Here is a 22,879-nt window from a genome sequence, read left to right on the forward strand (position 1 = left end):
ATGATTGATAAAAGCTCGCCTCTTCCAATCTATTATCAACTGGAAGAACAAATCAAAAAACAAATTGAAAGCGGTGAGTTACAGCCTGGTGATATGCTTCCATCTGAACGGGAATATGCGGAACTTATTAACATCAGCCGTATGACTGTTCGCCAAGCAATGAACAATTTAGTAGATGACGGCTATTTATATCGCCAAAAAGGAAGAGGTACTTTTGTCGCTGAAAAAAAAGTGGAACAAGAGCTCGGCAGTTTAACGAGTTTCACAGAAGATATGAAAGCGAGAGGGCTGGTACCGAGCAGTAAACTGCTGAGCTTCGAAATCATTCCTGCAACAGAAAAAATCGCAAGTCAACTGCAAATAAAAGAATATGCACCTGTTTATGAAATCAAACGGATTCGTCTTGCCGATCAGGTGCCGATGGCGCTAGAAAGCGTGTATGCTTCAGCAAATCTCATCAAAGGGCTGACAGAGGAAAAGGTTAATCATTCATTATATCAATATATAGAAGAACAGCTGCATTTAAAAATTGGACATGCAGTGCAATCTGTGGAAGCAGCCATTGCATCTGAAATCGAAGGCGAACATTTAAATATCCGTAAAGGCTCTCCTATCTTGCTGCTGCAACGCAATACGTATTTAGAAGATGGGACACCGCTGGAATTTGTAAAATCCTCTTATCGAGCGGATCGTTACACATTTACAATTCACATTAAACGACAATGAGGTTATTCATATGTTACATCTTTATTTTTATGAAATCATGACAGCCATTGAAGAAGCTAGGAAGCAAGAACATACAAAGCTCTTAAAAGCAGCCGAAAAAATCGCGCAATGCATCCAAGCAAACGGTATTGTGCATTTATTTGGCTGTGGGCACTCTCATCTTCTAACAGAAGAGGTATTTTACAGAGCGGGGGGTTTAGCACCCATTCATCCAATACTTGTTGAAGAATTAATGCTTCATAAAGGAGCCGCCCGCTCATCACAGCTCGAACGACAAAATGACTTCGCACAATCATTTATGGAAAACCAAGATATTCGTAAAGAGGATATATTTATTGTAATTTCTACTTCAGGAATCAACCCTGTTCCAATTGATGCAGCAAAAATCGCTAAGGAAAAAGGCGCCTTTGTGGTTGCTCTCACATCACTTGAATATTCCAAAAGCCGTCCTTCCAGACATAAGAGCGGGCAACATTTATATGACGTTGCCGATTTAGTAATTGATAATCACGCCCCTAAAGGCGATACACTCATAGCCCATACAGCACTCCCCATTAAATTTGGATCGGGCTCTACTATCATTGGGGCCACTATTTTGAACAGCATCTTTGTGAAAGCTATTCAAATCATGGCAGACCAAGGCTTTGAACCTCCCATCTTTTGCAGCGGAAATACGGAGGGAGCAGATCAGCACAACAAGCGATTAATCGAAATGTACAAAGAACGTATCCCGTTTCTTACATGAATAGGTGCTTCCCCTTCTATGTAATTGAAGGTTGAAACTAATAGAAATATTTTACTATTTTTAAGGATGCATTAGGCATGAATGCCCTCATTCACGCAGTAAGTAATAGGATAGGCTGGCATGGGATAGCAACTGCTTCATTTAACCATTTGAAAAAATATATAAACTCATGCATAATAAAATCCATGTGACTAATAGGCGGAACCTGCGGAATTCTTAGGAAAAACCGTTACAGTTCTCGCTGCAAATGCTAATATGCCAACCTTTCCACGGGGCTGATTGGGGTGCTGGTGCCCTTCGCGGTCTTCAAAACCGATTGGGAGGCGCGTGTCGTCTCCGGTGGGTTCGATTCCCACGCAGTCCCGCCAACCTTGATATATAAGGCATCCTTCCTATACATAATCTGTCTCTAAAAAACGGGAGACCGTATGAGACAAACTCACTTGCATCCTCATTAATAAACGTTTATTGAACCATGTTTTTCTTTTCATCCTTAGATAGGAATCGTGAGATAAGCGTTAAAATTCCCACCACTGATAAACCAATTGTAAATAAGTTGTTTATAATTAAGTTTGCTAGAAAAATAGAACCTGGCATGTCAGGAAATCTATTAGGATTGGCATATTCCCCGCTAGTGGCAAAGGTAAAAAGAGCTCCAATTATCACCAAAAACAAGGTACCGACTACCCCTAAAGCGCCTTTACGTTGAGCAAGGAAAAACAGGACACTGTAAATAATCGATAATAATAATGGCGGGGCAAGGGCTGTTCCTTTTGTCAGGAACTCCTGCGCCACTAAAGCAGGTGTTGCATCAACAGGGGCGAGAACAGGTCCTCCGAAAACAACCTGCGCAGGCATTCTAAAAGTGATGGAAACAATAGCCCCTAAAATTTGCAGGCCTAAACAGATAGCTGCTATTGTAATAAAGTGCTTTTTCCAATTTATTTGTATGGTTGAACCCTCCCATTTTTGAATGTTTTCTTGAAATGATTCATTAACCATATTTATAGTTATAAACTACGTAAACTTTACACGTTTCAAAACGTTAATCGCGAATAATAAAACTCCGAGTATGATCAACAAGCCTCCAGTTGGTGCAAATGATTCTACAGGTAATCCCATTCCAGATAAAAACAAACCAAGGAGAAGGATTGGTGTCCCGACGGAATGCAGCCAAAAGTGGAATTTACTAAGTCTGCTGCTGCCAGCTTCAGGGAACACACAATAAATCAGTCCAGCAATGGCAAAGGAAACCTAACCTAATAAGTTCCAATGAGGATGAACGTCCCTGAGCTTTGGGTATAGAATCTCTGTAATTTTATCTTAACGGCCAGTTGCTCCCAGCCTCGTGGAAGTGGTAAGAGTCTCTAAATGGCCCGCTCAAAGGCAGGTATCATAAAAGAAAGGAATTTTTCAGCTATTTAAAGAAAAATATTTATTTATGAAGATCATGCTTTTCCTTAGGCAACAAAATATATTTTATATATCACTAATTTAGAACGCGAAATTTTATCTTTAATAGCAAAAGGATTAAGTAATGCAGAATTGGCTGCCAAGCTTATTCTAAATCCTAATACAGTTCAGAACCACATCACTAATATTTTCAGCAAGCTTCAAGCAGCAGATCGCGCTGGGGCTATTTCACGGGCGAAGAAAGCTGAGTTAGAAAACTAGAAAAACATAATTCTGGAGGCCTTTATGAATTTAGATGAAACAGTTATCCATTTTTTAACAAAAACAGAGCCGATATATATCCACCTTGCTGTCTCCAATTTTGAAGGCCAGTCTTATTCTGTACGTGGCTTTGGTGTGAAATGGATTAAGGGCACAGACCATCTTAGTATTTATATACTCAAGCCGCAGACAGAGAAGGTCCTCTCCTACATAAAAAATGGCAATGGTACGATTGCTTGTTTATTTACAGATGGTTTTTCTAATGAATCCTATCAACTAAAAGGGACCTTTATTGGCACGGGAGCAGCCTCAATCGAAGAGGATCTCAAGTATTTAACCCGTTATCGTGATGGCAGTCTTAAGCTTTTTCCAAAAATGTATTCGAAATTTCCACTTTCACCGGTTCTTTGTGATGTATTTACTTATAAGGTGGAGGAAATATTTATCCAAACTCCTGGTCCATATGCAGGAAGCAGATACCAAAAAGGGGGAGCTGGGGATGGTTCCTGAGGAAATGAAACCTGCGCTAATGGGGGTAGTGCCCTCCACTTTAATTACCAGCAGCAAAACTGGTGTACCAAACATTACGAATATTTCGCGGGTATGGTATGTTGATAGCTTTCATGTTGCAATAGCTAACCACATGCTGAATAAAAGTATGAAAAATTTAAGAGAAAATCCCTTGGCGTTTATTCGAACGATGGATACTACGACCTTTTCTACTTGGGAGATAGAAGTAGAGTATATAGGTCCGAGTATGAATGGGGAGATTTTTGCCGAAATGAAGAAGCAATATGAGATTCTCTCGATGATGCTTGAAACGGCGATGCCCATTAAAGTAAATAGTGCGGAGCTATTCCGTGTCAGGTCCGCCCGCGTTTGTAAAGAGGAGCATAGCCATCTGTTATCACATGCAGATCTATATACCCCTCTTTTAGAGCAGTTGGAGCTGAAACTGGGCTGGGATGTATCTGCTGTGTGGATAGTCGAGGAACCTTCAAATAATTTACAGCTCGCAGCGCTCAGAGGGTTAGATGAGGAATCCGCAACACGGCTGCTTAAGCGCGTAGCCCAATGGTCTGTTCAACAAGAAAAGCCGGTACGCATTTTTAATATTCGCTCGCAATATCAATATGCGATTACTACCTTCCTCCACCAAGAGGCTGATAAAAAGAACTTTTCGCATCAGGATTATAGGAATGTCAACCATAACTATATAGCCATGCCAATTACAGGGGAGGATGAAAAAGTGATTGCTGTAATTTGTAGTCAAAGTAATGATTCCCAAAAGTTTAGCCATTTTAATGAGGAAATATTGTTAGTTGTGTCAAAATTTCTATCCAAGCTTATTGAGAAACTCCCAGGGCTTCAAGACCAAATCGAACGAATGAGGGCTACTAAGCAGGAATTAGAGCGGATTCATTTAGAAGTTTCAAAACGGAAAGAAGGGGTAAAAACACATTTAAGCCCCCGTGAATTACAGGTGGCCCTCCTAGTAGCAAGGGGCCTATCAAATGAAGAAATTGCGAAAGCCCTATTTTTAAGCAGGCGGACAGTCACGACACATTTAGAACGGATGTATCAAAAATTAGCAATTAATTCCCGTGCCGCATTAGCAAGCTATGTCATCGAAAATGATCTTTCAAACCCTTCCAAATAAAATTACGTATTTCAACCGATATTTTAAATGTTTCACACCACTTATTATAAGTTTAAGACTTATGAATAGGTGGTGTTTTTTAATGAAATGGCTTGTATTGCTGCATGTAGTATCAGCAGTAGTTGGGCTGGGTCCTGCATATTCTTTTCCTTTGATTCTAAAACAGGAAAAGTCTCTAACGGAAGCAAAAAGGATGGTGGATTTGGTAGCCCGTTTAGAGATTCTTCCAAAAATATTCGGAGGTTTAACCCTAATTTCTGGGCTGCTGTTAGTTTGGCTTGGTAACTATGGGACATTTTTTACTTTGTGGATTGGTGGAGCATTGGTTCTATTCATTCTGGCTGAGATCGTTATTATTGGTTATTTAACACCAGCAGCTAAAAAGCTTTCCGCCTTATTATCAGAGCTATGTGAGCAGGGTGAAACTGAAACAAATGAACATTCTTCAGCATTGTTAGCTAAAGTGCGAAATTATCATATTATTTCCTGTTTGATTGTATTAGTCATTATTGCGCTTATGGTAGTAAAACCAGTATAAGGTGGGAAAATAATGCATTGTTGGACAGATCAATATTTAAATTATTTGGGTTTAGAGAAAAAAGAGCCTAATTATGTCTATTTATCAAGTCTAGTAGAAGCACATTTGCAGCGAGTTCCATTTGAAATCGTCAGCAAATATCATCATTACACTTCAAAGAATAAGCATGATTTAATTCCAATTAAAGAAGAATTTCTTGAAAAATTACTCGAAAAAGGTTGGGGAGGCAATTGCTATATTCTTAATATCCATTTTGGAAATTTACTCCAATCCCTAGGGTTTGACGCAAAGTATGTCCGTGCCAGAGGTGGAAATAATCATCTCGCCCTGATGGTTACTGTCGAGGATAAAGTGTATTATACCGATGTTGGTTATATGGCACCATTATTTGAACCCCTGCTCATTGAAACAGAGCCCTATTTAGTTCGCTGCGGTGAAGAAATCATTATTAAACGGAAAAGTAATACAGAATACTTGATTGACAGAAGGACAGGAGGACAAAGCTTTGTTACGAAAATGATCGAATGGTTTCCTGTAGAGCTTGAGAATTTTCGTGAGGATATCGCCCATTCACACCGGGATGAAGATGAAAATCCCTTTATGAGAAGGATTGTAGCAACAATATTTAAGAACCGTGTCAGCTATGCAGTAATGAATTCTAAATTAATTATTAAATCCGACACAAGCATTCAGGTTAAGGACTATGAGAACAAAAATGATTGGCTTCAGATGATGGAAACAACCTTCAACCTTCGAAAACAAGATTTAGAATTCGCTTTAAACTTCTTAGAAGAACGAAACGTGCGGTTGTTCATTTAAAAACGGAACAATATGTTAGCTACTATCGTTGCTCGACACCCTTTTAAAGAGGCAATATTGCAAAATCATTATAATTTACGCAAAATTCCTCACTAGTACATGATGCCTTCCGTATGGCAAATAAAAGAATGCTCAAACTATAGTAACTACATATGGTAAAGGGGCGTCAATATGAGTATCTACTTGAATCAAATTGCAGGCGGCTGGCAGTTCGTAGAGGCATATCAAATCGAGGTTAAAGGAGAGCTGGTGATTACAGATTCATTGGAGGAAGCGCAGCAAATGTACGGACCGATAGAGCCTCGGGATCAACGAACACATTTTGTGAAGGGCTATGCGTTCAAAAATCTGCAAGCAGATACAAATTTTGAGACAACACCGCTTCGCTTTTTTCTTACAAAAGAAGCAGCAGAACAACAATGGAAAATATTTCTGAAGGAATTGCACCAAGAAGAAAATAAAATCGAAATTATACATGAAATTTAATCAAAAGAGCAGTCAGATTACGCTGACTGCTCTTTCTGCACTTATATAGATCATCCTGAAATCTCTTTATTCAAATCTGTATGAGTTGTTTGATTTCTATCAAACGGGAACCAGTTTGCACGTCCAAATAATTTTACCATCACAGGTACAAAGAATGGCAGAAAAACGAATGCGTACAATACGAGCCCAGCTAGTACAATGGTCGCAATTTGGGCAAGAGACAATACACCTGCCGGATACATTGCCGCAAAGGTTCCTCCCAAGATGATAACAGCCGAGAAGATGACCGTTCCCATGTTTCGCATTGCAGTTAAAATCGCTTCCCCTACCGGCATCCCTTTGTACTCATTAAAGCGGTCCATCAAGAAAATGCTGTAGTCAACGCCAAGTGCCATAAGAAGCACAAAGCCGAAGAATGGCATTGTCCAGTTGATGCCGTCATAGCCGAGAATGTCTACGAAAATTACTTCATTGATCGCCAGGGAACTATAGAAGCAAAGCAGCAGCGATACAACTAGGTAAAGGGGCATGACGATAGAACGGAGCAGAAGAATCAAAATGATCGAAACGCCGATAATCATGTAAATAACTGTTTGTGAGTAGTCTTTGTCAGAAGCGGCAAGCATATCGGAGGAGGAAGCCGACATACCAGCTACCCCATATTTTGTCCCCTCAAACTCTGTCCCGGCAATAGCCCGTTCTACAGCTGTCTTCACATCACGTGATGCATTCAATGCCTTATCGGAATACGGGTTATATTTTAAAACTACGTCAAATTTTGCAACCTTTTTATCGGTTGATAGGTAACGGTCAAATACTTGCTGGAAGTCGCTGCTTTCAAGCGCTTCGCTCGGTACATAAAAACCGCTCATTTCCGGGTTACTATTGCTTGTCAGCTGTCCTAAGTAATCCTGCGCCGAACCAAGCCCTTTGGATACTTGCTGTAAGCCGTCTACGCTTTGGCCAAGACCGTTCGTCAGGGATTTTAGCTGAGCAGCCATTGTTGCAAAGCCTTCCTGCGCTTGGCGCTGACCATTTTCAATTTGGGATAGGCCATTTGAGAACTCTGGGAGCCTGCTGACAACCTGATCTTGACCGTCAGCTGCCTGCCCAATCCCTGTTTCTAAAGCAGCCGCGCCCTTCTCAAGCTCTGCCAAGCCGGCCAACAAAGCTTTTTGGCCTTCGGCTGCTTGTTCCATTTGTGGGATGCCATCCTTTACTTTTGTAGCTGTAGTGCTAATTGCTTTGTTGAGCTCCTCCAAATTGATAATTAAGCCGGCAGTACCTTGCTTTGTGCCGTTTACAACCTCTTTAATCATTCTATAATTCGGATCAGCAACAAAGGTGGCATAAGCCGGATTTTTCTCAAGCGCGGCAAAGCCAGCATCGTCTTCCAGCACCTTATCAAGACCAATGGAAAACTCTTCTAATCCGCCTTTTATACCTGTATAGCCGCTGCTCAATTGCTGCAGCGTATCTGCGAGCTTTTTATACTCCTCAATCATTTGCGTGGTACCGCCGCTCGATTGCTGGATCTGTGCTTGAATTTGTGCCAGACCCTCCCTCAGCTGTCCAGCACCGATAGAGCCATCACGCATCCCCTTCTCAAGCTGAGATAACGCATCCTGCACCTGAATAAAGCCGTCCTGCAGCTCCTTCGTACCGTCCGCCAGCTCACCGATACCTGTTACAGCTGCGTCAAGCTGCGGTTCAGAGGAGGCAAGAGATGTTTTTGCTTGATCTAAGCCATTACCGATTTGATTGATGCCGTCAGCGCCCTCACCAAGACCATCCTTTAATGTTTTTGCTTGATCGGCAACTGTAAATTCCTTCACAGGCTCACCAAGCGGCCGCGTTGCGCTCCGTACCTTATCAACCGCGGAAATGCCTGCCAATTCACGGCTTACCTTTTCAATTGCTGCCAGTCCTTCAGCAGAATCTAGGTTCTTCTCGCTTTCAATCACAACCTGCACCGGCATTACTTCACCCGGTCCGAAGCTGTCCGCAATCGTATTAAAGCCTTTTACAGATTCATAGCTTTCGCCGATTTCGCTTAATGAGTTAAACGATAGCTTGCCATTATAGCTTACAAGAAGCGGCACAACAATAATCGCAACAAATAAAAGTGCACGAAACGGCTTGCTTAATGAAAACTGTCCAAGGGCCCCCCACATTTTGCTTTCGCCATGACCGCCAACGGACTTTGCCGGCCAAAACAGGCGCGGCCCGAGCACAGCCATAAAGAACGGCACAATCGTTACAAAGGCAACAAGCAAGACAGCGATTCCGACAGCTACACCTGTTGCAGAACGATATAGGGAAAACTGTGAAAGGCCGATGGAAGCAAATCCAATCAGAACTGCGAGAGCACTGAAAAATACGGTTCTCCCTGCTGTTTGATAGGTGCGAATAATCGCCTCCGTTACTGTTTCATGCCTCGGTAATTCTTCTTTAAAACGGCTCAGCAGCAAGATGCAGTAATCTGTTCCAATTCCAAATAATACGGCAACCATGAAGATTTGCGTAAAGTTTGAAAGCGGGAAGTTAAACCACTTTACTAAATACGCTACAATTGCGGCGCTTCCTGCATACGAAATCCCTACCGTAATAAGCGGAATAAGCGGTGCAATAGCAGAACGAAATACAAGAACCAATACGGACAGAATGAATACAACAGTAATTTTCTCTGTTTTATGCAATCCATTTTGCGAGCTAACAACAACATCTTCACCAATAAAACTTTCACCGGTTAAGTAATGCTCTACCTTCGTTTTGCCAATTGCCTTCTGTAATTCCTCCCGCACCTCCCCGACGGTTCGCTTCTTTGCATTGACCGAAATAGGCGTGAGAATCGTCCTGTTATCCTCGGAAACAACCTGCTTTTTCACTTCTTCACTATCTAGATAGGTGGTCATCTCGGTAATTCCGAGTGTTTCCTTTTGACTCTTTAAAGTGTTAAGTACCTTTTCAATCTCTGCCTTATCTTGTTCACTGATCCCTTGCTTATCATGGAACACAAGAACAGCGGAAATGCTGTCCTTCTCTTCTGAATTATGCCTTTGCAGGATTTCCTTTGCATTTACTGAGGAATAGCCTTTCGGGACGGTAATATCTCCTTTATCACGGACAAGCTGCTCCATACTGGGCTGAAAGGCAAGCAGTACGGCCAAAAGCACAATCCAAAAAAGGAGGAAAAACCATCGAAGCTTGAGTAATATGCGCATCGCCTTTATTTCCCTTCTTTATCCTGAATAATATTCCAAATTTTTTCGTAAATAGAGATAAAGCTTTCCACTTCTTCTTCCTCTAGTTCATCCAGGTATGTTCTAACAAATTGGCGCAACTTTTCCTGCCCCGCTTGCAGTACCTGCTCTGCCTCTTCCGTTGCTTGAAGCAGGATAACGCGGCGATCCTGAGGGTCCGGCTGACGCGTAACGTAGCCCTTGGCAACAAGGCGATCCACCATTGCCGTTATGGCGCTGCGGTTAACACAGTTCCATTCAGACAGCAAGCTTGACGTACAGGGCCCATGCTCCTTAATGAGGCGAAGCGTAAAAAATTGCTCAGCTGTAATATCATCGCTCAGCTGCTCCGCAAACAACGCATGAATTTTACGATTTGTAAACACGAAGATGTCCTCATAGCGGCGAATTAGGCTGTCGATTTTATTCGGATTCACTATTCTCCCCTCCTTTTTGTTCGACTGTATAATAGTTCAATAGTTGAATTATTTTTATTTGTCCCAAGTATAAGATAAAATTGAGAATTGTTCAACTAAGAAAAGAGGACATGATTCGCCTTTGCTTCCGTAGTAAGTATCCCTCGCACCAAAAGTGTGGTTCGGGCGAAGCCTATTCATGAGAACCCTCTGTATGTTCCTCACCGCTAAAGGCGCTCTTATCCTTATGAGGAGAGGGTGAGTTAATTGCGAGAAATCCTAATCCATTTCCCTTGCAAATCATTTCTTATTTCATTTCTTTTTTAGTACAATGGAAACAAACCATTTTTTTACATAAAGGAGAATGCCCATGTCATTCGAAACGTATTTAGAGAAGTATGCTGACTTAGCGGTGAGAGTAGGCGTGAATATCCAAAAGGGACAAACTTTGCAAATCAATGCACCCATTGCGGCTCTGGACTTTGTTCGCCTGGCTGCGAAAAAAGCATATGAAGCAGGTGCTAAGCATGTATATGTAGACTGGGCAGACGAGGTGCTCACGCGTACGAAGTATGATTTAGCTCCCGACGAGGCATTTCTTGAGTTTCCGGCATGGAAGGCGCGGGCAAATGAAGAATTAGCAGAGCAGGGCGCGGCCTTTTTGTCCATTCATGCGGCAAACCCAGATTTGTTAAAGGGTGTTGACCCGGAGCGTATCGCCAATACGACAAAAGCAACAGGCCAAGCACTGGAAACGTTCCGCCGTTATATCCAGTCAGACAAAGTAAGCTGGACTGTTCTTTCTGTTCCAACGAAGGAATGGGCAGCGAAGGTATTTCCTGAGACGGCAGAAGAGGAACAGGTAGCTAAGCTGTGGGATGCTATTTTTTATGCAACACGCGCGAATCTAGAGGATCCGGTTCAGGCATGGCGTGAGCATCGTGCTCATTTGCAAAGCAAGGTTGATTACCTCAATCAAAAGCACTACAAAGCCTTACACTATACAGCGCCAGGTACTGATTTAACAGTAGAGCTTGTGGAGAAACATTTGTGGGTAGGCGGCGGCAGCGAAAATGAAAATGGTATACCATTTATCGCAAATATCCCGACTGAGGAAGTCTTTACAATGCCGCTAAAAACCGGTGTGAATGGATATGTAACAAGCACAAAGCCATTAAATTACGGCGGTAATGTAATCAATAACTTCACCCTAACATTTGAAAATGGCCAAATTGTCGACAGCATAGCCGAAACGGGTGAGGAAATATTGAAACGTCTCATTGATACCGATGAAGGCTCTCATTATTTAGGAGAGGTTGCGCTAGTGCCGCACAAATCTCCAATTTCTGATACAAATATTATCTTTTATAATACATTATTCGATGAAAATGCATCCTCTCATTTTGCAATCGGAAGCGCTTATGCCTTTAACCTAGAGGGCGGTAAAACGATGACGAAGGAGGAGCTTGAGAAAAACGGTGCCAATACCAGTATTACACATGTAGATTTTATGGTTGGCTCTGCAGAAATGAACATTGACGGTATCACACAGGACGGAAAGCGTGAACCTGTATTCCGCAATGGAAACTGGGCGATTTGAAATAGCTGAGGATACTCATATGCATGGTAGAAAGGACAAGGATTCCCTCTCTTGTCCTTTCTAGCTTTCTAGCCGCAGGAGCTGCAAAAATACATCTACTGCACGGGGCTGAAATTTCATCGGCTTCGTAATAATGGAGAAGTCCCTCACAAGCGGAAGTCCCTCAATCTGCAGAGGGATAAGTGTGCCGAGCTTTCGTTCCTTCCGTACCGCTGATTGTGATAAAAGCGTAATACCAAGCCCTGCTTCTACCGACTCCTTAATCACTTGATTACTTCCAAATTCCATCATATGCTTCGGTCTAATTTGCGAGACATCAAACAGCTTCTCCGCAGCCTCTCTCGTGCCGGATCCAATTTCACGAACAATCCATGTTTCATTCTGCAAATCTAGTATAGATACATTCTTTTTTTGGGAAAGCGGATGCTTTGGAGAAATAAACAAAAGCATTTTATCCTTCGCAAACGGCTCAGTGTGAAGCTTCGGTTCATTCAAATCTCCCTCGATAATGCCGACATCGAGCTGATAGCTTTTCACGAGATGTACAATCTCCTGTGTATTAGCAATCGTAATGGATGGCTGAATGGATGGATATGCATCCCGCAGCCTTGCAATCACATGGGGCAGAATGTACTCCCCAAATGTGTAGCTGGCACCAATGAGAAGCTTTCCGCTTGCCTCATGCATCGCATCCTCTACCAAGTCCTTCATTCTTGCGTATAGTCCTAAAATCTCCTTTGCATGGTAATACACAATCTCACCGGTATGCGTGAGACGAATAAATTTATTATTCCGCTCTAATAGCTTTGTCCCTAATTCCCTTTCAAGCATTTGAATATGCTGACTTACCGCCGGCTGCGTCATATGCAGTTCCCGTGCTGTAAGCGAAAAGTTTTTCAGTTCCACGACCTTTACGAATACATCCAGCTGCTGCTCCATTTTACACCTCATTTATTAGAGTTCGCTTATTGTAATTATTATAACTATTTATTTTCCTTATAACAAAGCAGCTTGCCTTCTTCCTATCATAAAATAATATTTTACTGATGGATAAAGGTACAAAAAAGACTGGTGACATCGTGTCACCAGCCCTGCTGCGCATGACCCTTAGTGCTGCGAAGCATTGCGATGTTTTTTGGCAAATAAAAGGATTTAAAACCTTTTCCATATTTACGAAGCAATCCGGCCACTCCAAGCAGACCCGCATTCTGACCAGCTGCAAGGATAAAAATAGATAGTAGAACAAGCTGCGGGTTTATGTTACACCTCTATCTTATTTCGCAAACGTTTTACATAATTTCTGCTTACCGGAATGGGACAGTCCATGCAGCCATCTAAGTATAAGTTGTATGTTCCGTTATAATACGGCCTGAGCCCTTTTATATACAACAGATTAACCAGATAGCTTTTATGCACTCGTAAAAAATTATGGGCGGTGAGCTTGTCCTCTAGTTCCTGCAGTGTATAAACTGATGTAAATTGGGCTTCCTTTGTATAGATGGAGACGGTTTTATTTTCCTTATTTTTACTAACATATATAATTTCATTAGGAAAAACATAAGAAATTCCTTCGTGGTTTTCAATGGGAAGCTTTTGGAGGACATTCGCACATTTCTTCTTTCTCTCTTTTTCTATCAGAGAAGCGAGATAAGAAAGCTCATCTGCCTGAAGCGGCTGAAGCAAGTAATAGAATGCACGCATACGAAATGCATCTACCGCGTATTGTACATCCTCTCCCATTAATATGACTTGCGCTGTCAAATCGAACTGCTTGATTAGCTCAGCAACATCAAAGCCGCTTCCGTCCGGGAGCTGTACATCAAGAAACAGAAAATCAGGATCGTACCTCTTCATAAGCTTCATTGCATCAAATGCTGTAGCAGCTTCTAAAATCTCCTTCTTATTTACTTCCTGTTCGACCGCTTGCAAGATCAGGTTTCTGCTCTCTACCTGCTCGGTTACAATCAAAATCTTCATTCCCATTTACCACCTAACTCTTTCTATGTTGTCGAATATAATATGTATATTCGACTTAAAACGACATAATTCCTCTTAGATTACAAACTGTTTCTGTTTTCTGCAGGAAGACGATGATGCGACCCAATATGTAAAAAAGGAAGCGGCATCCGCTTCCTCTATACAAGCTCCTGCTGCCGTGTTTCTCTCCCCAACAATAACACAGCAAGTACACCGACAATAATTGCCGTACAAAAAATAATAAAAACAGTTGAAATCGCAGTTTCCTGCGCTACAAGGTAGCCGACAAGCAACGGCCCTAAAATACCGCCGACACGTCCAAAGGAGGCAGCCATTCCTGCACCCGTTCCGCGAACTGCTGTTGGATACTGCTCTGGCGTATAAGCGTAAAGCGCCCCCCATGCACCAAGGTTAAAGAAGGAGAGAAAAACTCCCGAGGAAATTAACATCCCAAGCGAAGTCGCTTGTCCAAAAGCATAGGCACTAATTGCTGTACCAAGCAAATAGGTAACAAGAACGAACTTTCGTCCCGCTCGTTCAATAAGCCATGCGGCTGTGAAATAACCTGGGAGCTGCGCAATTGTCATAATAAGCACGTATTGAAAGCTCTTGATCAAAGTGAAGCCTTTCAGTACCATAACACTCGGAAGCCATAAAAACATGCCGTAATACGAGAATACAACGCAAAACCAAAGCACCCAAAGCATAATTGTTGGACGAGCATATGCCGCTGACCAAACTGTTCCTATTTTCTCCAAAACGGACTGCCTTGCTTGCTGCGGCTGAAAGCGGGGCGAATCCGGCAGGTTCCATCGCAGATAAAGTGCATAAAAAGCTGGAATCGCGCTTATAATCATGGCAGTTTGCCAACCATATTTCGGAATCACGAAATAGGAAATGAGCGCAGCGATGAGCCACCCTCCAGCCCAGAAGCTCTCTAGCAAGACAACCACCTTGCCGCGCTCCTTCGCCGGTACACTTTCCGAGACAAGTGTAGATGCAACCGGAAGCTCTCCTCCTAAACCCATACCAATCAAAAATCGAATAATCATAAAAACAGTAAGCGTAGTAGCGAATGCACTTAATCCGCTTCCGATTGAAAATAATAATAGTGTAATAATAAAGACTTGCTTTCGGCCTATTCGATCTGATAATAAACCAAATACCAGAGCACCGACAGCCATTCCAATAGAATTAACGCTTCCAATCCAAGCCATTTGCTTTGCATTTAAACCCCAATCCTTCTGCAGCGCTGCAATGACAAAGGAGAGAAGCCCCACATCCATTGCATCAAACAGCCAACCGAGGCCAGCGACGCCAAGGAGCTTCCGATTGGAAACTGTTGTTGCTTTAACCATGATAAACCTCCTGCTTCCAATATTTACACTTAGCATTTTACACGTATTGCAGTGTAGAAGTATACTTTTTTACACTTAAGAAAGTATAAATTTCTAGATAGAAGCGACTTCGATGCAGCTTTGGGAAGAAGTCCAATAAACAAGCAGCCATTTGGACAAATATGCGTATAAGAAACCTTTTTACTTAGTATGTGATTCCTCTCACTTCTTATGTGCATTTTTCTTCTATAACAAATCGCATAGAGAATAACAAGCAGCCTCACGAAATCCTAAACTTTCACAACGCTTTCTTCTCCTTCTGTTTCATTCTTTTTTGCATATGACGAAACAACTGTTGTGCTTTCCCTGAACTTGTTGTATATTTTCTCCGTATGTATAAAGAAAAAGAAAGGAACCTGGAAAAAATGACTGTTATTAATGTTTTTATTTTTATCGGTATTATTGCAGCTGCGATATCAGGTTCTTTAGTCGGCATGAAAAAACAGCTCGATTTATTCGGTGTGATTTGCCTTGGCGTTGCCACAGCGCTTGGCGGAGGCGTCCTGCGAGATATTATGATTGGGAACCTGCCGCCTGCCGCTTTTACTCAACCCATTTACTTTTTTGTCAGCTTATGTACATCATTGCTTACATGGTTGTTTTACAAAAGAGTTAATAAGCTGCAAAACGTTATTATGATCTCGGATGCAGTTGGTCTTGGTGTTTTTACAGCAGTTGGTGCCAACGCCGCCCTCACCCATCACATGAATGCCCCTTTTCTCATTGTATCTATGGGGGTTATTACTGGTATTGGCGGAGGAATTTTACGTGATTTATTAGCTAAGGACATTCCGTACGTATTTCGGAAGGAAATTTATGCAATTGCTTCCATTATAGGTGCTATGAGTTTATTTATTACGTATGACCTCGTTCCTCACATCATGTCTTTATATATTTGCCTACTTGTTACCTTTATTGTGAGAGTAGTATCCGTTATGTATAATGTGAACTTTCCTGTGTTTAAAACCGATATAGAAATAAGCAAAGATAAGGAGAAAGGAATGCAGAACTAGCGCATTTCTTTCTCCTTATTTTCTATTTTTGGAAATTACCTTACTGTTTCAGCTTTAGCTTCGCAAGTGCATCAGCTAACGCTGTATTTAAAGGCTCATTATTTTCCTTGCTTTGCTTCTTCAGGTAGTTGGAAACTTCCTTTTTAGATACATTCTTATTTTTTTCGTTCTTGCGTCGTTCATTAAAGGTTGATAGCTTCTCACGATGACCGCAAACGCAGAAAAATATTTGCCCCTCTCCCTCTCCTCGCAGCTCTAATCTTTTGTGACATTGCGGACAGCGGGCATTTGTTACCTTTGAAACATTCTTCCGATGTCCACATTCGCGATCCTGGCATACGAGCATTTTTCCTTTTTTTCCATTCACTTCAAGCATCAGCTTTCCACAATCCGGGCATCTTGTACCTGTTATGTTCTCATGCTTAAACTTTCTCTCACTATTTTTAATTTCATGAACGGCCGCTTTAGTGTAGCTCTTAATTTCCTGAATAAAAGATTGCTTATTCAGTGAACCCTTTGAGATACGCTCAAGTTTTTGCTCCCATTCAGCTGTTAAGGCAGGGGATTTCAAATCCTCGGGAACGAGCTCAAGCAGCTGCTTCCCTTTTGAAGTAATTGAAATATACTTTCCTTTTTTCTCAATTAAAAAGCTATTAAAGAGCTTTTCAATAATGTCCGCTCTTGTCGCAACTGTACCAAGTCCGCCTGTTTTTCCAATTGTTTGAATTAAATCCTTGCTTTCATGAGCCATATACTTTGCTGGATTTTCCATCGCAGATAGGAGACTTCCTTCCGTGAACAGCTCCGGCGGCTTCGTTTCTCCTTTTGTTTGCGAAAAGCGAACGACCTGTAAGGTATCACCTTTATGAACTGCAGGCAAAAGCTGATCCTGCGCCTGTTCATCCTCCTCATCCTCCAGGCTATGTTCATATACTTCCTTCCAGCCTTGAGACAGTACTCTTTTTCCTTTTGCAGTAAATGTTTCATCTCCGATTGCCGCCTCGATAGTTGTTTGTTCATATTCAAAAGGAGGAGACAATACAGCTAGGAATCGCTTAATAATCAAGTCATAGATTTTACGTTCCTTATCGCTAAATTCTCCCATGATAGGAGATTCCTCTGTCGGGATGATTGCATGATGGTCAGACACCTTGCTGTTGTCGACAAAGGACTTATTCGTTTGAATCGGTCTTTGAAGCAGCTTTGCAGCTACCTTTGCATACGGCTTCACGCTGCATGCCTTCACGCGATCCCTAAGCGTTTCGACGATATCTGTTGAAATATAACGCGAATCCGTTCGCGGATATGTAACAACCTTATGATGCTCATACAGCTTCTGCATGATCGATAGTGTTTCTTTAGCAGAATAGCCAAAGATTCGGTTTGCATCGCGCTGCAGCTCTGTTAAATCATATAGCTGCGGAGAATAGCTCTTTTTATGTGTTTTATGAACATCTTTAACTTGCGCATTCTTTCCTTGCAAACGAGCGAGGATCAGATCAATCTTTTCCTTTGAAAATGTTCTTGTATCCTTTGTCTTACTATCCTGCCATGTAAACCGTATATTGTTCGTCATTGCTAAAATGCCATAATAGGATTTCGGCTGAAAGGCTTGAATCTCTTCCTCCCGCTTCGCAATCATCGCAAGTGTCGGTGTCTGCACACGCCCGCATGAAAGCTGCGCATTATGCTTGCATGTTAAAGCGCGCGTTGCATTGATTCCGACAAACCAATCTGCTTCGGCCCGAGCAACAGCTGAAGCATATAAGTTTTCATATTCTTTTCCTTCACGCAATTTCTTAAAGCCGTCTTGAATGGCCTTGTCCGTAACAGAGGAGATCCAAAGCCGTTTGATAGGCTTTTTCACATTTGCCTTTTCAATAATCCACCTCGCAACAAGCTCCCCTTCACGTCCTGCATCCGTCGCAATTACAATTTGCTTAATATCCTTCCGGTTCATTTGTGCCTTTACAGCTTGAAATTGCTTCCCTGTTTGTTTCATGACAACAAGCTTGAGATGAGGAGGAAGCATTGGCAGGTCCTCGATACGCCATGACTTGTACTTCTCATCATATGCCTCTGGATCCGCCAATGTAACCAAATGTCCAAGTGCCCATGTAACAACATATGTATCACCTTCCAAATAGCCGTTCCCTTTTTTGGAGCAGCGCAGCACTCGTGCAATATCTCTAGCTACAGACGGCTTCTCAGCTAATACTAAGATTTTGCTCATTCCTAACAATCCTCTCAAATTACAATTTTTTATATTTTAACATATGAAAGTTTTTTCTCCTTTAAACAAGACGATTCATTCTATCATAATTATTGCGTACATGTATAATAAGCCTTCCAAGTACTCATAAAAATTTACCTATATTGGATTTTTTAGAAAACAAAAGGTTCTGTATAGGTAACAAATTTCCCTAAAAAACCATTCCTCGGCTATCTATTAATATTTTTCAAACATAACAAATTTTACCTGCACAAAAACCCCTCATATAGGTGGATTTGGCTACTGCCAAACCTGTCAAATTCTATTACAATAATAGAAACGATCTCTTTGTATATTCCACTATTATAAAAATCAGGAGGATAAGATGATGCGCTCATTCCCGAAATTGAACATTCGAAATAAATTAATATTAGGGTTTTTATCTATTTTACTCATTTCTAACTTATTAATTGGATTTTTATCCTTCCAAGACACACAGTCTGTTTTATATGTCAAGCTTATTGTAATTATGGCTGCTTTACTAGCGGGAGGAATCGTGACGTTATTGCTTATTCGTTCCATCACCAAACCGCTTAACGAACTAATAGAGGCTGCCGAAAGAATCAGTGAGGGTAATTTAACCGAAGAGATTGTTGTTCATTCAAACGATGAAATTGGTCAACTAGGTGCAAGCTTTAACCGAATGTCGGAGTCACTCCGTTCTCTCATTACACAGCTTAAAGGCTCTATTGGGCAGGTTGCTGCTTCATCTGAGCAATTAACTGCGAGTGCAGAGCAAACAAGCAATGCAACAGAGATGATTACAGCTGCCATTCAACAGGTTGCTGCCGGTTCGGATGATCAAACCTCGCGCGTACAAAAGGGCTTTTCACTTTTGGAAAATATGTGCATGGACATTCTGCACATTTCCGAGCATTCCAATTCCATCTCCAATTCTTCTTCCTATACGAAGGAAAAAGCAGAGGACGGAGGAAGACTTGTTGAAAAAACCGTTCAGCAAATGAGCTCGATCCATCATTCTGTAAATGAATCTGATCTTGTCATTCAGGCGCTTGGACAGAAATCAGAGGAAATCGATAAAATTCTGGGTGTCATTAAGGGAATTGCAAGTCAAACAAATCTGCTCGCATTAAACGCAGCGATTGAAGCGGCTCGTGCAGGGGAGCATGGACGCGGCTTTGCTATTGTAGCGGATGAGGTTCGAAAGCTATCCGAGCAATCCGCACAAGCATCGGGCGAGATTACAGCCCTTATTAATGAAATTCAAAAGGATATGCAGCATTCTATAGAAGTAATGGGACATGTAAAGAAGGAAGTACAAACCGGTATTGATGCTGCAACAGAAACAGAGAGCAATTTCAAAGAGATTCTACATTTAACAGAAGATGTAGCTAACCAAATCCAGGGAATGGTGAAAACAGCCAACAAAATGTCCATCGATGCACAGCAGGTTGCTATCACTATGAATGAAATTTCCACTATTGCAGCTGAAACATCCGCAAGCACACAACACGTCGCTGCCTCAGCTGAAGAACAATCTGCTTCCATGGAGGAAATTAGCTCCTCCGCTTTCACTTTATCAGGAATGGCAGAGAACTTACAACAGCTGGTCAACAAATTTAAAGTATAAAGAACAAGAGGCTTTCCTGCTTAGGATTGCCTCTTTTTTCATCAAAAATAGACAAAAGCTTTACTTCCTCAAGGAATGGAAATGATTAGCCCATGGACTCAATTGAACTTCCCGCCTTTTTAGAGACAGAGATAGTTCGTTAAAAGGAAGGCTTTCTCAATGAACATTTCGCAGCAGCAGACGATAATGCAGGTGCATAAAAACTTAATTTTTTAACAAAATAGCATGTTTCAGGAAAGTGGTGCTCTAAGAAGCGTAACGTCGTCCGGCTTAATAGCTGTGTTGTACGAAACTGGACGACTATCTTTTGAATAAACTCATTCATTTCAACTGCAGTTTGTCCAACCTCCAGTGCCATCAGCTGCTGACGAGGCATGTTCGGGGGTGAAAATCTCAGAAAGCTTCTCATATGATGGTTTTGTACAATAAATGCCTGAAATCTTGCGATATATAGCTCTGCCTGCTTAATGACAGCAGCTTCAATGGGGTCAAGCAAGTTTCTTAGTAAGACAGCATGCCCCAGCTGATCCTCCAACCATAAATCCATTAAGTCTACTAAAGGAAGCGGAGGTGGTGTTTGTCCATTTACATAGAAAGAAAGCATTCGTATGTATTCTTGATTTTCATTTAGCGTTCCATTTAAATATGTCGGAGTCAAGTTCAAGTTTACTTTATTTTGTATACGCAAATTTTGGAGTTGTCCTTCTAATTGAAAGTAGCCGCTTGTGACTGGCCATGCTGCTTTTGCCAAATTAATCATTTCAGGGGAAGAAACCTCTGCCTGCTTACTGACTTGATTTACTTGCTGCAGCACTTGTTCAAATAAGCGAATATATTGTTCTGCAGCTGCAACCCATTGCCCTTCGCTAGAAGATAAGTGATCTCGTACAAAATACGCATGATCTTGGATAATTTCTAACCAAAAAAGATGCTCCTCTAAAACAGAAATGGAAGGTGCTGCATCCATCATCTATTCCTCCTCTTTTTTCTTCATACTATATATATGCAACTGTCCCACATAGCATGAAAAGACATATTGCTGCCAAGATGGAAAAGAGAAGGCGCTACTTAGTTGTTCTCTTTAGAGCTTTCCTTTGTTTTATCATATCGACGACTAGAAGAATAACCGGAAAAAACAAACCATACGGAACAACACTAACTGTCCATATCTCCATTACAAATTCCCTAAATTCCATAGTATTTGAAAACATAAGCAGTGATACAGAAAGGACGAGCATGCCAAGCGGAAAGGTTAAAGGCTTATAATGCTGCAATTTAAAAAGCTGTGCAATCCCGAGCGCAGAACCATAGAAGCAAACTGTTATTTTAAAAAACAGCGTAATAAACCAAATACCACCTACTACCACTTCAATTCTTTGAAGAAAATTACCTATACTAACCAGCTTAGCCAATGAATATACGGGATAGACAGATTGTGTTGCAAAATCTGCCCCTAGAACAAGGATAGCTAGCAGCGTAGTCAATACAATACTACTACCTCCTGCTATCACTGCTGCAAACCAAGCTCTTTTGGCTTTACGTATATCTGAAACAAAAGGAAAAACCATAAGAAATATAATAAGATCCAAAAATGGAATACCTATATGAATCAAGGTACCCTTTGCCATCATATTCAGCTGCTCCTCGAATATAGGCTGTATATTCTCCAGCTCAATGCGGGGTAATAATGCTATGATTAAAAAAAGAAGAAAGCTGAGCACCCAAGGGAAAAGGATTTCCGACGTTCTTGAGAATACTTCAATACCTAATCGTGCTGCTGCAATTACGAGTAAAAAAAACAGAATCTCGATCCACTGAATTGGCGTTTCTGTCAGGACTAACGTAGCAAGCATATCTCCCAACTGACGTAAAAGCCCCGAGGTGAGAATTAAGAAATAAAATATAAATAAACTTGAAACAGCCTTTCCAAACCATTTCCCCAGAATTTTTTCCGTACATTCAATAAGCGTTAAACCAGGGTATCGCATTCCTAAAGAAATGTACAACCATACAAATGGAAGAGCAACAAACATAGTAATAATCGCTACAATCCAAGCATCCTGCTTCGTATAAAATGTTACTAGAGAAGGGACTAAGAGGGTTGCGCTGCTAATAATAAACATAAAAACAAGGATGCCCAGCTGCAATGGTGATATCCTTCCTTTTTCCATCTTATCCCCTTCCTTAAAAACAAAATTCTCTTAAAACGAAATACCGCAAAATTACTATGACTCCACTGTCTTTCCTGCCCCTCATTGCCGATACAAAAAAGGGCGGACATCAAAACACTGCATAGAGAAGTACTAATTATCCGAATTTCAGTTAAAAATTCCCTACACACAGCAACCGTGGTAAAGACCCGCTTTGCATAAGGTATTACCAGAAACAGGATAAAAAGGCTTAGTTACCAGTAATAAACAGAAAAATAAGGGTACCAAGCTGCAATAAAGAAATCCTTCTTGTCCCTGCCTTATTCCCTCCTTATCCCTAGCATGCCATCTATGATATGGGCTAACGGTTCAAATACAAATGTAATGAACTCGATCGGACTCGGAACAGGAATATGCAGAGCTTGAAGAATACTGAGCGTCATACCTGCAACCAAAAACATAACAAACACTAACAAATCTTTTTTTGACTCCTGCTGCAAAAGCGAGGGCAGCTCACACACTGCTATAAAAGCAGCAAACAGAAAAATCGAGATGCTTTGCACCATAATGTGT

The 22,879-nt window shown here is 41.4% G+C and carries 21 protein-coding genes and 1 tRNA gene; 12 read left to right on the forward strand and 10 right to left on the reverse strand.

Translation table 11 applies throughout. The features are described 5' to 3' along the window. The 3 genes from AC6HZ4_RS26720 to AC6HZ4_RS26730 all read left to right on the forward strand — a co-directional run bounded on the left by AC6HZ4_RS26720 (window position 1) and on the right by AC6HZ4_RS26730 (window position 1,839). Window positions 1–726, forward strand: coding sequence for a GntR family transcriptional regulator (locus AC6HZ4_RS26720; RefSeq protein ID WP_497492938.1), 726 nt, complete (start codon window positions 1–3; stop codon window positions 724–726). Window positions 727–736: 10 nt separating this feature from the next. Continuing rightward, a complete protein-coding gene (locus tag AC6HZ4_RS26725; RefSeq protein ID WP_497492939.1) occupies window positions 737–1,471 on the forward strand; it encodes an SIS domain-containing protein in 735 nt (244 codons plus the stop codon). Between the two features lie 271 nt (window positions 1,472–1,742). Beyond that, window positions 1,743–1,839, forward strand: a tRNA-Sec gene (locus AC6HZ4_RS26730). A 97-nt stretch (window positions 1,840–1,936) separates the two neighbouring features. On the opposite strand, the gene AC6HZ4_RS26735 is transcribed toward AC6HZ4_RS26730, so the two are convergent. Further along, window positions 1,937–2,473 carry a hypothetical protein gene (locus AC6HZ4_RS26735; RefSeq protein ID WP_497492940.1) on the reverse strand — a complete coding sequence of 179 codons (537 nt, stop codon included), beginning with the start codon at window positions 2,471–2,473 and terminating at the stop codon, window positions 1,937–1,939. A 483-nt stretch (window positions 2,474–2,956) separates the two neighbouring features. Here AC6HZ4_RS26735 and AC6HZ4_RS26740 point away from each other — a divergent pair, with 483 nt between their 5' ends. The 6 genes from AC6HZ4_RS26740 to AC6HZ4_RS26765 all read left to right on the forward strand — a co-directional run bounded on the left by AC6HZ4_RS26740 (window position 2,957) and on the right by AC6HZ4_RS26765 (window position 6,648). Continuing rightward, window positions 2,957–3,145 carry a response regulator transcription factor gene (locus AC6HZ4_RS26740; protein WP_497495848.1) on the forward strand — a complete coding sequence of 63 codons (189 nt, stop codon included), beginning with the start codon at window positions 2,957–2,959 and terminating at the stop codon, window positions 3,143–3,145. 24 nt (window positions 3,146–3,169) lie between these two features. Then, complete coding sequence (locus AC6HZ4_RS26745; RefSeq protein ID WP_497492941.1) at window positions 3,170–3,655, forward strand: hypothetical protein; 486 nt, start codon at window positions 3,170–3,172, stop codon at window positions 3,653–3,655. Next, entirely contained in the window at window positions 3,645–4,805 is a 1,161-nt protein-coding gene (locus AC6HZ4_RS26750; protein WP_497492942.1) for a LuxR C-terminal-related transcriptional regulator, read from the forward strand. The genes AC6HZ4_RS26745 and AC6HZ4_RS26750 overlap by 11 nt, the downstream gene beginning before the upstream one ends. Before the next feature lie 82 nt (window positions 4,806–4,887). Then, the gene (locus AC6HZ4_RS26755) at window positions 4,888–5,343 is read left to right on the forward strand and encodes a DUF2269 family protein (protein WP_497492943.1); all 456 of its coding nucleotides are present in this window, start codon (window positions 4,888–4,890) and stop codon (window positions 5,341–5,343) included. A gap of 12 nt (window positions 5,344–5,355) precedes the next feature. Beyond that, window positions 5,356–6,162 carry an arylamine N-acetyltransferase gene (locus AC6HZ4_RS26760; RefSeq protein WP_497492944.1) on the forward strand — a complete coding sequence of 269 codons (807 nt, stop codon included), beginning with the start codon at window positions 5,356–5,358 and terminating at the stop codon, window positions 6,160–6,162. A gap of 171 nt (window positions 6,163–6,333) precedes the next feature. Beyond that, the gene (locus AC6HZ4_RS26765) at window positions 6,334–6,648 is read left to right on the forward strand and encodes a hypothetical protein (protein ID WP_497492945.1); all 315 of its coding nucleotides are present in this window, start codon (window positions 6,334–6,336) and stop codon (window positions 6,646–6,648) included. A 50-nt stretch (window positions 6,649–6,698) separates the two neighbouring features. Here the strand turns inward: AC6HZ4_RS26765 and AC6HZ4_RS26770 are convergent, their stop codons facing one another. Together AC6HZ4_RS26770 and AC6HZ4_RS26775 are read right to left on the reverse strand one after the other, a co-directional pair. Beyond that, the gene (locus tag AC6HZ4_RS26770) at window positions 6,699–9,872 is read right to left on the reverse strand and encodes an MMPL family transporter (protein ID WP_497492946.1); all 3,174 of its coding nucleotides are present in this window, start codon (window positions 9,870–9,872) and stop codon (window positions 6,699–6,701) included. Between the two features lie 5 nt (window positions 9,873–9,877). Continuing rightward, window positions 9,878–10,327: a MarR family winged helix-turn-helix transcriptional regulator gene (locus AC6HZ4_RS26775; RefSeq protein WP_497492948.1), complete on the reverse strand. Its 450-nt coding sequence runs from the start codon at window positions 10,325–10,327 to the stop codon at window positions 9,878–9,880. A 349-nt stretch (window positions 10,328–10,676) separates the two neighbouring features. Here AC6HZ4_RS26775 and AC6HZ4_RS26780 point away from each other — a divergent pair, with 349 nt between their 5' ends. Then, window positions 10,677–11,906, forward strand: coding sequence for an aminopeptidase (locus AC6HZ4_RS26780; RefSeq protein ID WP_497492949.1), 1,230 nt, complete (start codon window positions 10,677–10,679; stop codon window positions 11,904–11,906). Window positions 11,907–11,966: 60 nt separating this feature from the next. On the opposite strand, the gene AC6HZ4_RS26785 is transcribed toward AC6HZ4_RS26780, so the two are convergent. From AC6HZ4_RS26785 to AC6HZ4_RS26795, 3 genes are all read right to left on the reverse strand, one after another. Beyond that, on the reverse strand, window positions 11,967–12,845 hold the full coding sequence (locus tag AC6HZ4_RS26785; RefSeq protein WP_497492950.1) for a LysR family transcriptional regulator: 879 nt from the start codon (window positions 12,843–12,845) through the stop codon (window positions 11,967–11,969). Window positions 12,846–13,166: 321 nt separating this feature from the next. Then, window positions 13,167–13,883: a LytR/AlgR family response regulator transcription factor gene (locus AC6HZ4_RS26790; RefSeq protein WP_497492951.1), complete on the reverse strand. Its 717-nt coding sequence runs from the start codon at window positions 13,881–13,883 to the stop codon at window positions 13,167–13,169. Window positions 13,884–14,041: 158 nt separating this feature from the next. Next, window positions 14,042–15,241 (reverse strand): MFS transporter, encoded by a 1,200-nt coding sequence (locus AC6HZ4_RS26795; RefSeq protein ID WP_497492952.1) that lies wholly within the window; start codon window positions 15,239–15,241, stop codon window positions 14,042–14,044. Window positions 15,242–15,645: 404 nt separating this feature from the next. On the opposite strand from AC6HZ4_RS26795, the gene AC6HZ4_RS26800 reads away from it, so the two are divergent. Then, window positions 15,646–16,293 carry a trimeric intracellular cation channel family protein gene (locus tag AC6HZ4_RS26800; RefSeq protein WP_497492953.1) on the forward strand — a complete coding sequence of 216 codons (648 nt, stop codon included), beginning with the start codon at window positions 15,646–15,648 and terminating at the stop codon, window positions 16,291–16,293. 40 nt (window positions 16,294–16,333) lie between these two features. On the opposite strand, the gene AC6HZ4_RS26805 is transcribed toward AC6HZ4_RS26800, so the two are convergent. Further along, the gene (locus AC6HZ4_RS26805) at window positions 16,334–18,526 is read right to left on the reverse strand and encodes a DNA topoisomerase III (protein WP_497492954.1); all 2,193 of its coding nucleotides are present in this window, start codon (window positions 18,524–18,526) and stop codon (window positions 16,334–16,336) included. Window positions 18,527–18,890: 364 nt separating this feature from the next. Here AC6HZ4_RS26805 and AC6HZ4_RS26810 point away from each other — a divergent pair, with 364 nt between their 5' ends. Then, window positions 18,891–20,156: a methyl-accepting chemotaxis protein gene (locus tag AC6HZ4_RS26810; protein ID WP_497492955.1), complete on the forward strand. Its 1,266-nt coding sequence runs from the start codon at window positions 18,891–18,893 to the stop codon at window positions 20,154–20,156. Window positions 20,157–20,295: 139 nt separating this feature from the next. Here the strand turns inward: AC6HZ4_RS26810 and AC6HZ4_RS26815 are convergent, their stop codons facing one another. The 3 genes from AC6HZ4_RS26815 to AC6HZ4_RS26825 all read right to left on the reverse strand — a co-directional run bounded on the left by AC6HZ4_RS26815 (window position 20,296) and on the right by AC6HZ4_RS26825 (window position 22,872). After that, entirely contained in the window at window positions 20,296–21,126 is an 831-nt protein-coding gene (locus AC6HZ4_RS26815; RefSeq protein ID WP_497492956.1) for a DUF2935 domain-containing protein, read from the reverse strand. Between the two features lie 94 nt (window positions 21,127–21,220). Beyond that, on the reverse strand, window positions 21,221–22,327 hold the full coding sequence (locus AC6HZ4_RS26820) for a GerAB/ArcD/ProY family transporter (RefSeq protein ID WP_497492957.1): 1,107 nt from the start codon (window positions 22,325–22,327) through the stop codon (window positions 21,221–21,223). Between the two features lie 299 nt (window positions 22,328–22,626). Beyond that, the gene (locus AC6HZ4_RS26825; protein ID WP_497492958.1) at window positions 22,627–22,872 is read right to left on the reverse strand and encodes a hypothetical protein; all 246 of its coding nucleotides are present in this window, start codon (window positions 22,870–22,872) and stop codon (window positions 22,627–22,629) included. Between the last annotated feature and the right edge of the window lie 7 nt (window positions 22,873–22,879).

The sequence above is a fragment of the Ectobacillus sp. OTK genome (assembly GCF_059698935.1).